The organism is Streptomyces sp. NPDC050704 (assembly GCF_040654355.1).
Taxonomy (GTDB): Bacteria; Actinomycetota; Actinomycetes; order Streptomycetales; family Streptomycetaceae; genus Streptomyces.
Map to the genome: position 1 here is coordinate 23,208 of NZ_JBFAHW010000031.1, position 13,869 is coordinate 37,076.

General features: G+C 69.9%; 11 protein-coding genes. 4 read left to right on the forward strand and 7 right to left on the reverse strand.

Annotation, left to right across the window (positions count from 1 at the left end; all coding sequences use genetic code 11):
• Positions 1-315: 315 nt before the first annotated feature.
• Both AB0I18_RS19810 and AB0I18_RS19815 read left to right on the forward strand, forming a co-directional pair.
• The gene (locus tag AB0I18_RS19810) at positions 316-2,142 is read left to right on the forward strand and encodes a glycoside hydrolase family 3 protein (RefSeq protein ID WP_363106818.1); all 1,827 of its coding nucleotides are present in this window, start codon (positions 316-318) and stop codon (positions 2,140-2,142) included.
• A 217-nt stretch (positions 2,143-2,359) separates the two neighbouring features.
• Entirely contained in the window at positions 2,360-2,965 is a 606-nt protein-coding gene (locus AB0I18_RS19815) for a hypothetical protein (RefSeq protein WP_363106872.1), read from the forward strand.
• 121 nt (positions 2,966-3,086) lie between these two features.
• On the opposite strand, the gene AB0I18_RS19820 is transcribed toward AB0I18_RS19815, so the two are convergent.
• Together AB0I18_RS19820 and AB0I18_RS19825 are read right to left on the reverse strand one after the other, a co-directional pair.
• Positions 3,087-4,544 (reverse strand): S28 family serine protease, encoded by a 1,458-nt coding sequence (locus AB0I18_RS19820; protein WP_363106819.1) that lies wholly within the window; start codon positions 4,542-4,544, stop codon positions 3,087-3,089.
• 111 nt (positions 4,545-4,655) lie between these two features.
• Positions 4,656-5,048, reverse strand: coding sequence for a hypothetical protein (locus tag AB0I18_RS19825; protein ID WP_363106820.1), 393 nt, complete (start codon positions 5,046-5,048; stop codon positions 4,656-4,658).
• A 171-nt stretch (positions 5,049-5,219) separates the two neighbouring features.
• Between AB0I18_RS19825 and AB0I18_RS19830 the strand changes: the two genes are divergently transcribed.
• Positions 5,220-5,735, forward strand: a complete 516-nt coding sequence (locus AB0I18_RS19830) for a hypothetical protein (RefSeq protein ID WP_363106821.1) — start codon at positions 5,220-5,222, stop codon at positions 5,733-5,735.
• A 13-nt stretch (positions 5,736-5,748) separates the two neighbouring features.
• On the opposite strand, the gene AB0I18_RS19835 is transcribed toward AB0I18_RS19830, so the two are convergent.
• The 5 genes from AB0I18_RS19835 to AB0I18_RS19855 all read right to left on the reverse strand — a co-directional run bounded on the left by AB0I18_RS19835 (position 5,749) and on the right by AB0I18_RS19855 (position 12,603).
• The gene (locus tag AB0I18_RS19835) at positions 5,749-9,486 is read right to left on the reverse strand and encodes an ABC transporter ATP-binding protein (protein WP_363106822.1); all 3,738 of its coding nucleotides are present in this window, start codon (positions 9,484-9,486) and stop codon (positions 5,749-5,751) included.
• A gap of 125 nt (positions 9,487-9,611) precedes the next feature.
• On the reverse strand, positions 9,612-10,658 hold the full coding sequence (locus AB0I18_RS19840) for an esterase-like activity of phytase family protein (RefSeq protein WP_363106823.1): 1,047 nt from the start codon (positions 10,656-10,658) through the stop codon (positions 9,612-9,614).
• Between the two features lie 163 nt (positions 10,659-10,821).
• A complete protein-coding gene (locus tag AB0I18_RS19845) occupies positions 10,822-10,998 on the reverse strand; it encodes a hypothetical protein (RefSeq protein ID WP_363106824.1) in 177 nt (58 codons plus the stop codon).
• 190 nt (positions 10,999-11,188) lie between these two features.
• Positions 11,189-11,713, reverse strand: coding sequence for an AAA family ATPase (locus tag AB0I18_RS19850; RefSeq protein WP_363106825.1), 525 nt, complete (start codon positions 11,711-11,713; stop codon positions 11,189-11,191).
• Complete coding sequence (locus AB0I18_RS19855) at positions 11,710-12,603, reverse strand: serine hydrolase (RefSeq protein ID WP_363106873.1); 894 nt, start codon at positions 12,601-12,603, stop codon at positions 11,710-11,712. The genes AB0I18_RS19850 and AB0I18_RS19855 overlap by 4 nt, the downstream gene beginning before the upstream one ends.
• Positions 12,604-13,045: 442 nt before the next feature.
• Between AB0I18_RS19855 and AB0I18_RS19860 the strand changes: the two genes are divergently transcribed.
• Positions 13,046-13,849, forward strand: coding sequence for an endonuclease (locus tag AB0I18_RS19860; protein ID WP_363106826.1), 804 nt, complete (start codon positions 13,046-13,048; stop codon positions 13,847-13,849).
• Positions 13,850-13,869 lie beyond the last annotated feature (20 nt).

Consider the following 13,869-nt stretch of genomic DNA (forward strand, 5'->3'; position numbering starts at 1 on the left):
ATCTCCGCCACCCTCCGTCCAATTCGCATGCTGTCGGATGAGTCTCCGCAGAGCGGTGTCGGCTTCGCTGCTGGCTGCGATCGCTGACTTACCCTCTCCGCCGCCTGCGGCCGGCAGCACGCCGTCATCGGCGCGCCCCCCTCCAACTGCGCCGATGACGGCCCCTCACCCGGCCCTGGCCGCCACCTGATCCGCCGTCCGGGCTGTGCGCGCCCTTGACTGGCAGAAATTTCCCGGATATCCGTGACTCCTTGGAAGTTTCCTTCATACTCGCCCCTCCACGGGCCCTCCGGGCCCTCTCCGGAAGGAGCGCACGTGCACACCTCCAGACGTACGCTGCTCGCGGCGACCGCGGGCGCGGCGGCGACCGTCGCCGCCGGCGTCACCCCTGCACGAGCCAAGGACGACAGCGACAAGGGCAGCGCCGGCAGGCATCCCGACTCGAAACTCCGCGCCCTCATCTCCCGTATGACCCTCGAAGAGAAGGTCGGGCAGCTCTTCGTCATGCGGGTGTACGGCCACTCGGCGACCGCGCCCGACCAGGCCGACATCGACGCCAACCTCAAAGAGATCGGCGTACGGACGGCGGCCGAGCTGGTCGCCAAGTACCGGGTCGGCGGCATCATCTACTTCGGCTGGGCGCACAACACCCGCGAGCCGCACCAGATCGCGGACCTGAGCAACGGGATCCAGCAGGCCTCCCTGGAACAGCCGCGCGGGCTGCCCGTCCTCATCTCCACCGACCAGGAGCACGGGATTGTGGCGCGGGTCGGCGAGCCCGCGACGCTCTTCCCGGGGGCGATGGCCCTCGGCGCGGGCGGTTCGCGGGGCGACGCCCGCGAGGCCGGGCGGATCGGCGGCGCGGAGCTGCGCGCGATGGGCGTCCGCCAGGACTACGCGCCGGTCGCCGACGTGAACGTGAACCCGGCCAACCCGGTCATCGGCGTACGGTCCTTCGGCGCCGATCCGCAAGCCGTGGCCAGGCTGGTGGCGGCTCAGGTGAAGGGCTACCAGAGCGCCGGGGTTGCCGCCACGTCGAAGCATTTCCCGGGACACGGCGACACAGAGACGGACAGCCACTACGGCTTCCCGGTCATCGAGCACACGGAGGAGCAGTGGGGGCGGCTCGACGCGCCCCCGTTCGAGGCGGCGATCGCGGCCGGCATCGACTCCATCATGACCGCGCACATCATGGTCCCGGCGCTCGACCCGTCCGGCGACCCGGCCACCCTCTCCCGCCCGATCCTCACCGGCATCCTGCGCGAACGGCTCGGCTACGACGGGGTCGTGGTGACCGACTCGCTCGGCATGGAGGGCGTCCGCACGAAGTACGGCGACGACCGCGTGCCCGTCCTCGCCCTGAAGGCCGGCGTCGACCAGCTCCTCAACCCGCCGAAGCTCGACATCGCCTGGAACGCGGTCCTCCAGGCCGTACGCGGCGGTGAGCTGACGGAGGCCCGGCTCGACGAGTCGATCCTGCGCGTCCTGCGACTCAAGGCCAAGCTGGGGTTGCTGGACCAGCCGTACGTCACGCACCGGGGCGTCGACCGGACGGTCGGCATCAGGAAGCATCTCGACACGGCCGACCGGATCGCCGAGCACACGACCACGCTGCTGGTGAACTCCGCGGGCCTGCTCCCGCTGTCGCGTCGTACGCACAGGAAGGTGCTCGTCGTCGGCGCCGACCCCGCCTCGCCGTCCGGCACCACCGGCCCGCCCACGACCGTACTGGCGGCCGCGCTCACCGAGCTGGGCTTCACCGCCACGGTCCTCTCCACGGGGACGGCACCCACCGCCGCCACCATCGACAAGGCGGTGGCGGCGGCTCAGGACGTGGACGCGGTGCTCGTCGGTACGTACAACGTCACGGCGGCTTCCACCCAGCGGACGCTCGTGGACCGGCTGCTCGCGACCGGGCGCCCGGTGGTCGCGCTGGCCATCCGTAATCCGTACGACGTGGCTCAACTCCCCGATGTGAAGGCCTACTTGGCGGCATACTCCTGGACTGATGTCGAGCTGCGCGCCGCGGTACGGGTGCTCGCGGGGCGGGTCGGCCCGGTGGGGAGGCTGCCGGTGCCGGTGCAGCGGGCGGACGACCCGGCCCAGGTGCTGTATCCGATCGGACACGGGCTGACGTACTAGACGTACGCCGCACACCCGGCGGACCGCCCTCAAGTTACGCAAAGCACCCCCGTTTGTCTGGCGTGGCCCTGCCGCGAGGGTCACGCTGGGCGCGGGGAATCGGGGGAGTGCCATGCGTGAAGCACGAGGCGTGGGTGCACGTGGTGCCCGTGGTATCCGTGGTGGGCGTTCGCGGGGTGCTGGGGTCCGGGGCGCGGGGGTGGTGTGCGCGCTGCTGATGCTGGTGGTGGCGGCGGTGCTCTCGGGGTGCCAGGCATCGTCCGGGTCCGGGGACGGGTCCGGGTCCGGGGACGGCGGGAGGGAGGAGCCGACGTCGGCTCCGACACGGCCCTCGGGGTACGGGACGGCGTTCCTGGCGACCAAGGAGTGCAGTTCGTTCGGGCGCGAGACGTTCACCGAGGTGCCGTGCACCAGTGAGCGGGCGGCGGCGCGGGTGGTCGCGCGGTACGACGGCAAGGTGGGCGAGGGGCCGTCGTGTCCCGCCACCACGGACTTCGTGCTGCACGTCAGCGAGCAGAAGCCCTCCGCCGACGAGGACGGCGACGGCGCGGTCCCGCAGGGCTATGCCTGTATGCGCAATCTGCAGGCTCCGCACCCCGGCGACCCGGGCGGCGGCGGAGGTCCGCGCACGATCGTCGGCGACTGCGTCTACAGCGCGGGAGCGGGCGAGGTCCGCGAGACGGCCTGCGACGGCAAGGGCAAGGAGTCCCCGGAGTACAAGGTGACCGCCGCGGTGAAGGAGCGCACCGGCTGCCCGGCGTCGACGGCGCTGTACGTCCAGCTGGGCGGGGCGAAGCCGGTGGGCTGCGCCCGCCCGCTGTAGCCGAGGGCCTGAGTGACGTGGCCGACGGGCTTCAACGGGCGGACGCGGCAGGGCAGTTGCCGAGGGAACTACTTGGCGGAACTACCTACCGAACTGCCTACCGAACTGCCTGGGTGGCCGGTTACGGCCGGAGCTGGCGCTCCACCTTGCGCTTGTCCAGCTTCGAGTCGTACTTGGCCAGCGGCTTGGCCTTCTCCGGGTCCGCCTGGACCGCGGCCGAGGCGACGCCCGCCCACTCCAGGATGCGGGCCGTGGCGAGGGCCTTCTGGTCGGGTACGAGGTTCGCGACGCCGGCGTAGTGGTTCAGGCCGGGGGCCGTGAAGACGTACGAGTCACGGGCGCCCTTGCCGAGGCGGAACGGCTCCGCGCCCCACGGGTCGTTCTGGCCGTACACGAACAGCATCTGGTTCGCGTTGCGCTTGACCCACGTGTCGACGTCGAGCATCGCCCACGGCTGGAACTTCATGGAGATGTCGCGCGGCACGAAGTTCCGGGGCGGCTGGTACCCGTACCGGATCAGCTTCTTCTCGATGTGCGGGAAGCCGATGGTCGGCGCGCCGAGCTGCGTACCCGCCTGGTAGTAGTACGGCGTGTACGGCTCCAGGCCCTGGTCCGTGTAGGAGGCGAAGCCCGTGATCTCGTCGACCGAGGCCCAGATCTCGTCGTCCGTGGCGTTCTTCGCGTCCGCCGGGATCATGTCGCACTCGGCGAGCATCCTGGTCTGCCAGAAGCCCCACACGTAGTCGAGGACGACGGCCTCGTACGCCTTGTCGAGGTTGCCGACCGTGGTGAAGGTGTAGTCCCCCGCCGCGGCGAACTCCGCGTACTTCTGCTTCAGCGGCTCCCGGCGTACGAGTGCCTCGCGCTGCACGCCGTTCAGCCGGTCGCGGCACTCCTTGGTGCCGACCTTCGCGAAGAAGCGGTCGTACGCCGAGTCCTCCTTGTTCACCACGTCGTTGGGCGCGACGTACGCGACGACGCCGTCCATGTCACGCGGGTAGAAGCGCTCGAAGTACGTGGCGGTCATACCGCCCTTGGAGCCGCCCGTGGAGACCCACTTCTTGTCGTAGATGGGCTTGAGGGCCTTGAAGATGCGGTGCTGGTCGCTGGCGGCCTGCCAGATGTCGAGCTTGCTCCAGTCGGCCGGCTCGGGCCGGGACGGAGTGAAGAAGCGGTACTCCATCGAGATCTGGTTGCCGTCCACGATCTGGGTCGGCTCGCGGCGACTCGGGTTCGTGGAGACGTTGTAGCCGCCGGTGTAGAAGACCGTCGGGCGCGAGGTGTCCTTGTGCAGCACGGTGATCCGCTGCTTGAACGTGCCCTTGGACGGGTTCCGGTGGTCGACCGGCTGGTCGTACGTGAGGACGAAGAAGCGGTAGCCGGTGTACGGCTTCTCCTCGACCAGGCTCATGCCCGGTATCGCGAGGAGCCGGTCCTTGATGTCCGCGGTGGTACCGGTTGTGCCGGTGGTTTCTGTGGTGCCGGTGGCGTCCGGCTGGGCGGCGGTGGCCGCCCCGGCCGTGCTCACGGTGCCTATGAGCACCACGAGTGACAACAGCCATCTGAGCGTCTTGCGCATACGTTCTCCCCTGGAATACGCAGATGTCCGCCGGAACCTAGCGGAGCAACTGCCGTCGCACCAGGGGATGTTGGGGGCATTACGGACAGAATGCCAGGAAGATCGCTCGACTCAGCAGAGAATCCAGCCCGAGCTCACCGAGCCCGAGCCGACGGCGGCCCTGATCCACACGCAGCGGCCCCCCGCGTGCACGGTCACCGGCCCCGCGCGCCTCTTGTACCGGCCCTTGTCGACCACCGGCCGGCTCCCGCGCGCCTGCACACTCACCTTCATGTGCTTACGGGCGCCCACCCGCTTGGGGTAGGTCACCGCGCACACGTAACCGCGCTTCTTGAAGACCTCGACGTAACCGGTGGAGAAGGTCAGCGTGCGCATCTTCCGCCCGGCGCAGAGCGCGGCCGCCTCCGCGTCACCCGTGCCCGGGCCCGCTAGCGCCAGCAGCCCCGAGACGGTCAGCACGGCCGTACCGAGCGCCAGGCGTCGGCGTATCGCGCCCATGTCCACTGGTGTCCCTCCGCAGCCCGCTGCAATCGGCGTACGGATGTACGGACGCATGACGTACGTCGGATGGTTGCGCCGTCCGGCCGACGGAACACCGGCACCTTTCGCCAGGTTTGGGACGACCTCGCCCGTTTACCCGTGGGCCGACAGGTCGGAAGCGAGAGGTGGTCCGTCATGAATCGCTCACGAACGAGGTCACGAACGACACGAACGATCGGCCGGGGGTTCGTCGCCGTCGCGCTGGTCGCCACGGCCGCTTCGGTCCCCGCCGTGGCCGACGCCCCCGCAGGCTCCGCGGGCCCTCCCCCGGCGCCGGCCCGCAGTGGAAGTCCCGGCCCCGTCTACGACCGGGTCGCCCACTTCTACGGCGCCTACATCGACGTGGCGAACGACCCGGGCAGCAACTCCGCCGCGGCCGAGTTGCGCGAGTTCTACCTGACCTCCGACCTGCGCTCGCGCCTGCTCGCGTGGGAGAAGCGCAACGACGCGGACGGCATCCTGCGCGCCCAGCACGTACCGAGCGCCTGGAAGGTGACGCCGGGCGACAGCGGCATGGGGCACACCTACTCGACGGTGCGGCTGACGTGGGACTCGGGGCCGGGCACCGGTGGCGAGAAGACGTACACCTATCTGACGGTGCGGTCGGATCTGGAGAGCCGGAAGATCTCCGACATCACGTCGAAGTACTGACGGCTGACGGCCGTCACGAAGTACTGACGGTCGAAGCGGGGTCGGGCTCCCCCACGAACATCCGCCACAACTCCGCGTACCGTCCGCCCAGTTCGAGCAGCTCGTCATGTGTGCCGTCCTCCGCGACCCGGCCGCCTGCCATGAGGACGACGCGGTCCGCGCGGGCGGCCGTGGTCAGGCGGTGGGCGACGACCAGGGTGGTGCGGCGCCCGGCGATACGGTCGGTGGCCTGGTTGACCTGGGCCTCGGTGGCCAGGTCGAGGGCGGCCGTCGCCTCGTCGAGCAGCAGGATGTCCGGGTCGACCAGCTCCGCCCGAGCCAGTGCGATCAACTGGCGCTGGCCCGCGGAGAGGTTGCGGCCGCGCTCGGCGACCTCGTGGAGGTAGCCGCCCTCCAGCGTGGCGATCATGTCGTGCGCGCCGACCGCCCGGGCCGCCGCCTCCACCTCGGCGTCCGTGGCCTCCGGGCGCCCGTACGCGATGGCGTCCCGGACCGTGCCCTGGAAGAGGTAGGCCTCCTGTGGGACGACGCCGAGCCGGTGGCGGTAGGAGGTGAGGTCGAGGGAGCGCAGGTCCGTGCCGTCCACCGTGACCCGGCCGCCGGTGGGATCGTAGAAACGGGCCACGAGTTTGACCAGGGTCGACTTGCCCGCGCCCGTCTCGCCGACGAAGGCGACGGTCTGGCCTGCCGGGATGCTCAACTTCACGCCGCTCAGGGCCTCTTCGGCCTCATCGGTCTCACCCTGCGCCCCGTACGCGAAGTCGACGTCCTCGAAGGCGATCTCGCCGCGCAGGGAGAGGACCTCCAACGGCTCGTCGGCGGCCTTGGTCGACGTCGGTTCCTGGAGCAGCTCCTGAATCCTGCCGAGTGAGACGGTCGCCTGCTGGTAGCCGTCGAAGACCTGCGAGAGCTGCTGCACGGGCGCGAAGAACAGGTCGATGTAGAGGAGGTACGCCACCAGCGCGCCGACCGTGAGGGTGCCCGCGTCGACCCGTGCCGCGCCCACGACGAGCACCGCGGCCACCGCGACCGACGACAGCAGCTGGACGAACGGGAAGTAGATCGAGATCAGCCACTGCCCGCGGATACGGGCCTTGCGGTAGCTGTCACTGCCCTCCGCGAACCGCTTCCCGCCGGCACCCTCGCGCCGGAACGCCTGGAGGATCCGCAGCCCTGCCACCGACTCCTGGAGGTCGGCGTTCACCACGGACACCCGCTCACGGGCGAGTTCGTACGCCTTCACACTGGACCGGCGGAAGAAGAACGTACCGATGATCAGCGGCGGCAGCGTCGCGAAGACGACCAGCGCCAGCTCCACGTCGATCACCAGCAGGGCGACCATGATGCCGAAGAAGGTGACGACGGAGACGAAGGCGGTGACCAGACCGGTCTGGAGGAACGTGGACAGCGCGTCCACGTCCGTCGTCATCCGGGTCATGATCCGGCCGGTCAGCTCCCGCTCGTAGTAGTCGAGTCCGAGGCGTTGCAGCTGCGCGAAGATCTTCAACCGGAGTGAGTAGAGGACGCGTTCGCCGGTGCGTCCGGTCATGCGGATCTCGCCGGTCTGCGCCACCCACTGGACGAGGACGGTGCCCAGGGCGAGCGCGGACGCCGCCCAGACGGCGCCGAGGGCGACCTCGGAGACGCCCTGGTCGATGCCGTGCCGGATCAGGACGGGCAGGAGCAGGCCCATCCCCGCGTCCACGGCGACGAGGCCGAGGCTGACGAGGAGAGGGAGCCCGAACCCGCGCAGGAGGCGGCGGAGTCCGTACGACTCCTCGGGCCTGACCGCGCGGGCCTCGTCGATGCCGGGGGTGTCGGTGGCGGGGGGCAGCGCGTCGACCTGCGCGAGGAGTTCGGGGGTCGCCGGCGTCCCGTCCATCGCGGTGTCCCGGGGCTCGCGGTCACCGGTCCACAGGTGCGGGGTGACGCCGCGCTCGGCGTCGAACTCGGCGTCCAGTTCCTCCCGTACGGACGTGTCCTCGCACGGGCAGGAGGGCTGGGCGTGACCGGGCGAGACGCCGCCCAGCTCGTCCGGGTCGGTGAGCAGCCGCCGGTACAGCGGTGAGCGTTCCGTCAGCTCCTCGTGCGTACCGATGTCGGCGAGCCGTCCGTCGTCGAGGACGGCGATGCGGTCGGCGAGGTTGAGGGTGGAGCGGCGGTGGGCGATGAGGAGGGTGGTGCGGCCCTCCATGACGTGTTTGAGGGCTTCGTGGATCTCGTGTTCCACGCGTGCGTCGACGGCCGAGGTCGCGTCGTCGAGGACCAGCAGGCGCGGGTCCGTGAGGATCGCGCGGGCCAGGGCGACGCGCTGGCGCTGGCCGCCGGAGAGGCTGAGGCCCTGTTCGCCGACCTTGGTGTCGTAGCCGTCGGGCAGCTCGGCGAGGAAACGGTCCACCTGGGCGGCGCGGGCGGCGGTCTCGATCTGCTCCTGGGTGGCCCCGGGGCGGCCGTACGCGATGTTCGCGCGCACGGTGTCCGAGAACAGGAACGAGTCCTCGGGGACGAGCCCGATCGCCGCGCGGAGGGAGTCGAGGGTCAGCTCGCGTACGTCGTGGCCGCCGATGAGGACGGCGCCGCGGGTCACGTCGTAGAAGCGCGGGAGGAGGAGGGAGACCGTGGACTTGCCGGAACCCGAGGAGCCGACCACCGCGAGGGTCTCGCCGGGGTGGATCTCGAAGGACAGGCCGTCCAGGACCGGGCGGTCGTCGTCGTAGCCGAACGACACGTCGTCGAACTCGACGGTCGCCGGGGCGTCGGCGGGAAGCGGCTTGGTGCCGTCCTTGATGGACGGCTCCGTGTCGATCAGCTCCAGTACGCGCTCGGCGCCGGCCCGGGCCTGCTGGCCGACCGTGAGCACCATGGCGAGCATCCGGACGGGGCCGACGAGCTGGGACAGATAGGAGGAGAAGGCCACGAACGTGCCGAGGGTGACCTGGCCTCTCACCGCGAGCCAGCCGCCGAGCGCCAGCATCGCCACCTGGCCGAGGGCCGGGACGGCCTGGAGGGCGGGGGTGTATCTGGCGTTGAAGCGGATGGTTCGGAGCCGGCCCGCGAAGAGCTTGCGGCCGATCTCGCGGAGCTTTCCGGTTTCCTGGTCCTCCTGGCCGAAGCCCTTGACGACTCGTACGCCGCTGACCGCGCCGTCGACCACGCCGGCCACGGCGGCCGCCTGCGCCTGGGCGTACCAGGTGGCGGGGTGGAGCTTCGAGCGGCTGCGTTTGGCGATGACCCAGAGGGCGGGGGCCACGGCCAGCGCGACCAGGGTCAGGGGGAGGGACAGCCAGGCCATGATCCCGAGGGAGATCAGGAAGAGCAGGATGTTCCCGATGGTCATCGGGAGCATGAAGAGCAGGCCCTGGATGAGCTGGAGGTCGCTGGTCGCGCGGCCCACCACCTGGCCGGTCGAGAGTTCGTCCTGGCGCCGGCCGTCGAGACGGGTGATCGTCGCGTACATGTCCGTGCGCAGGTCGTGCTGGACGTCCAGGGCGAGGCGGCCGCCGTAGTAGCGGCGGATGTAGGTGAGGACGTAGACGATGACGGCGGCGCCGATGAGGGCGCCTGCCCAGGGGGCCATGTCACGGGTCTGGTTCCCGATGACGTCGTCGATGATCACCTTGGTGATCAGCGGTACGAGGGCCATGACGGCCATGCCGCCCAGTGAGGCGCCCAGCGCGAGCACGACGTCCTTCGGGTACCGCCAGGCGTACCCGGTCAGTCGTCTTGCCCAGCCCAGCTGCGGCTCTGTCACGCCTGGTGCCTTCCGTTTCTCTTGCGTCCTGGTCGTCCTGGTCGACCTGGCCGTCCGGAAGGCACCAACGCGGGAGGAACCGGATTTCATCCCTCCGCAATGGTCGGGAGGGGGGTGTGGGGCTGTCAGGGCTTCGGGAGCCGGGTGGTGAGGGAGTAGAGGCGGGTCGTCTGGACGGCGTTCTGGTTGTCGTCGCTGACCAGGAGGAGGTTGAGGCGGCCGTGCCTGTGGCCGGTGACGGTCATGCCCTCGATGTTGTCGAGGAGGGGGTTGGGCTGGGGCTGCTTGGCGGTGGCGCCCAGGGTGGGGCAGTTCACGAGGTCGGCCAGGAGGGTCTTTTTGGCGAGCCGTACGTCGGCCTGGCCGCCGGTCAGGGTCTCGACGGCCGTGGTGTTCGTGGCGCGGCTCAGGTCGGCGACGTAGAGGCGGATCGTGTTGCCGACGCCCGGGGTGAAGCCGCGTTCCAGGACGAGGAGGCGGCCGTCGGGGGTGGCCGTGGTCTCGGAGACGTTCAGGCCTGTGTCCGTGCGGTAGCCGTACTGGGCGGCGAGGCGGAAGGCGTCCGTACGGGTTCGGTCCCACGTCTGGAAGCGGACGATGCCTGTGGTGTCGCCGGTGAGGGAGCCTTCCATGCCGGCGAGCAGGGTGTGGCGGCCGGGGAGGAAGGTCAGGCCCTCGAAGGTCTGGTTGGCGGTGGCGCGTCCGGCGGGGGTGACCTGGAGTGCGGCGGGGACGGGGAGGCGGTCGAGTATGCGGCCGTCGCGGTCGTAGCGGCGTACGGCGGGCTCGGTCTCGGAGCTGATCAGGCGGGTGCCGTCGCGGTCGATGGCCAGGCCCTCGGAGTCGAGGGCGGTGCCGGTTTCGTCGGCGAGGGGGGTGACTGTGGTGGGGCTCAGGGTGTCGCGGTTCAGGGTGAACAGGGCTGAGCGGTCGGAGAGCGCGGCGATGTCGCCGTGGCGGTCCACGGCGAGGGCGGAGAGGTTGCCGACGAAGGTGCCGTCGTAGGTCGTCTTGTCGAGTGCGTCGGAGAAGCTGCTGATGGAGAGGGACGGTGAGCAGGCTTGGCCGGGCTGGGCGGGCCGGGCGGGCTGGGCGGTGGCGGGGCCGGCCGCGGTGGTCAGGCAGGCGGCTGTGGCCAAGCCGAACGTCGCGAGTAGGGATGTCAGGCGCATGCCGCCCACGGTATGGCGTGGGCGGGGCGGGGCCGTGCCGGTACGTCTGCCCGTCGCCTTCCGGGCATACGACTGTGGGTTGGATGGTGGGCGTCGTTTGCGGGAGCCCTACGCGACGGGCATGACGTACCGGCACGGCCCCGCCCCGGGGTTGAGTCGCGGCTCACCGCCGGGTGGGCGGCAGGGCCCCGGCCACGGCCGAGTCCCGACTGACCGCCGGGAGGGACGACACCGTCCCGGCCACGGCCGAGTCCCCACTGACCGCCGGGAGCGGCGACACGACCCCGGCCACGACCGCGTCCCGACCGACCGCCAGGAGCGGCGACACGACCCCGGCCACGGCCGAGTCCCGACTGACCGCCGGGTGGGCGGCACGGCCCCGCCCCGAGGCCGAGTCGCGGCTGCGGATGCGGATGCGGAGGGGGACGGCACGGCCCCGGCCACGGCCGAGTCCCGGCTGACCGCCGGGTGGGCGGCAAGGCGCCGCCCCGGGGGCGAGTCGCGGCTGCGGATGCGTGGGGGCGGGGCTCTTAGTGGGTCGTGGCCATTTCCGTTATCAGTTTTGCGACTCGGGATGGGGAGGTGTAGGTGGTGTCGACGATCTCTGCCTCTCGGCGTAGCCAGGGCAGGGCGTCCTGGTAGTCGGAGAGGTGGTCCAGGCGCCATTGGAGGGCGCCGATGCTTTCTGGGTCCGTGTCGTTGTGGATGCGTTCGATCAAGGTGTTCTGGTCGGCGTGTAAGAGGAAGTGGCGTACGGGGATGTCCGCCGCGGCCAGCCCCTTGCTGATCTCCCGCCAGTACGGCTTCTCCAGGACGGTCTGGTGGATGATCAGTGTGCCGCCGACGTGGTCGAGGACCTGGCGGGCGGTTTCCACCACCAGGGCGCGCCACGGTGGGAACTCCTGGAAGTGGCGTACGGGCTTTCCCAGGACGTGCCGCAGCATGTAGCCGACCTGCTCGGTGTCGAACACCCTGGCGTTCGGGAGGAGGGACACGAGCTCTTTCGCGGTCGTGGTCTTGCCGGCGCCGAAGGTGCCGTTGAGCCAGATGATCATGCGGGCGGCACCGCCGGGAACGCCTCCTTGGGCGTGCTCGTGGGGGTGTAGCGCTGGGTGCTCGTGGTGGTCGGTACGAGATCCTTGTGGATGGCCCGGGCCACGGCCTGGATCGTGGTGACGCCGTAGTTCATCGTGCTGTTGCCGTGGGTGAGGATCGAGATCGTGTAGTCGTGGCCGCCGCCCTTGAACGTGCCGACGCTGTGGACCCGCCAGCCGTGCGTGGAGCGGGACAGCCAGCCGTTCTTGACGTGGACGGCGACGGTGGAGGGTGCTCCCGCCGGTGTGCCCCAGCGTTGGGAGGAGATGACTCTGCCCATGAGTTTGAGGGTGTAGGCGCGGGCGTTGTCGCTCAGCACCGAGTTCCTGGCGGTGAGGAGGGCGAGGAGTTTCTGTTCGTCCCGGACGGTGATCTGAGTGAGGCCCCAGTAGCCGTTCGCGCCCGGCTTGGTCTGGGTCATGCCGGCGGCGGTGAGGAAGCCCTTCACCTTGGAGACGCCGAGCTGCTGCCAGAGCTTGCTGGTCGCCGCGTTGTCCGACTTGGTGATCATGGCCGTGGCCAGGTCGGACTCGCGCTGGGTGAGGTAGCGGTTGTGCTTCTTGGCGTCCCAGAGCAGCGTGGCGAGCACGGTCACCTTGACGATGCTGGCCGAGTCGTAGGCCGTGGACGATCTGAGTGTGCAGGTGGTGTTGGTGGTCCGGTCGCGCAGGCCTACGGCGACCGTGCCCCTGCGGTTCGCGAGGGCGGCGGTGATGTGCCGCTGGAGCTTGGTGGCCAGGCCCGCCTGAGCGGACGTGCAGCTGACCTGCGGGGCCGTGGCGGCCGCGGCGGGTGTCGCCGCCACGGAGAGTGGTACCAGCATTCCGGCGCCGAGGCCGACGCAGAGCATGCGGGCATGCCGGGATATTCGGTGAGTCATGGAGGTTCCCTGTCCCCTCGGGTACGGACGTGCGTGCGCCTCGGCACACTCGCCCCACATGACTCACAGACTCAGGGGAAAGGTTGTACGGGCTGTACGAATCCTTACCTACTTACCACGCGACCACGTGACGGCCTGGGTGCCGTAACACGGCAGCACTTCGGACGTCAATTAGGGCAATCCCTCCGCCGATTGGGGATAACCCTTGCGCGATACAGCCCCTGACCTGGGAAGGGCCGGAGGTTGCGTCGTATGCGAGAACGTCACATAAAAGCCTCGTCCCGGTTACACGGCCGGTGCCGTGTCCATGCCACGCTCCCGATTGACCGAAGAGTCAACACGCGTAGAACACGGCTCCATTGAGGAGACTCCCGCGTTCAGGCGCGTGCCGTCCCCGGGAAAGGGCACCCCCATGTCCGTTGCGCAGATAGGCAGATGGAAGGTGATGGCGGCGAGCGTCTCCGCCGTCCTCGTCGGCCTCACCCTTCCGACGGTCGCCGCGACTCCCGCGAGCGCCACGACCACCGCGTACGACAGCACGTACTACAAGAACGCGATCGGCAAGACCGGCACGAGCCTGAAGTCCTCCCTCCACACGATCATCACCCCCCAGACCAAGCTCTCGTACTCCGCGGTCTGGAACGCGCTCATGGCCACCGACCAGGACCCGAACAACAGCAACAACGTGATCCTGCTCTACAGCGGTATCTCGCGCGCCAAGTCCCTCAACGGCGGTGACGTCGGCGACTGGAACCGCGAGCACACGTGGGCCAAGTCGCACGGCGACTTCGGCGAGGCGACCGGCCCCGGCACGGACCTGCACCACCTGCGTCCCGCGGACGTCCAGGTCAACAGCATCCGCGGCAACAAGGACTTCGACAACGGCGGTAGCACGGTCAGCGGCGGGGGCGGCAGCCTGACCGACTCCGACTCCTTCGAGCCGCGTGACGCGGACAAGGGCGACGTGGCCCGCATGATCCTGTACATGACCGTGCGCTACGAGGGCGACGACGGCTGGGCCGACCTCGAACCCAACGAGAAGGTCGCCAACGGCAGCAACCCCTACATGGGCAAGCTCTCCGTACTCAAGGCGTGGAACGCAGAAGACCCGCCCAGCGCCTTCGAGGAGAAGCGCAACCAGGTCATCTACGACACCTACCAGAAGAACCGGAACCCGTTCATCGACCACCCGGAGTGGGTCGAGGCGATCTGGTAGCACCGCTTGGTGGGTTGAAC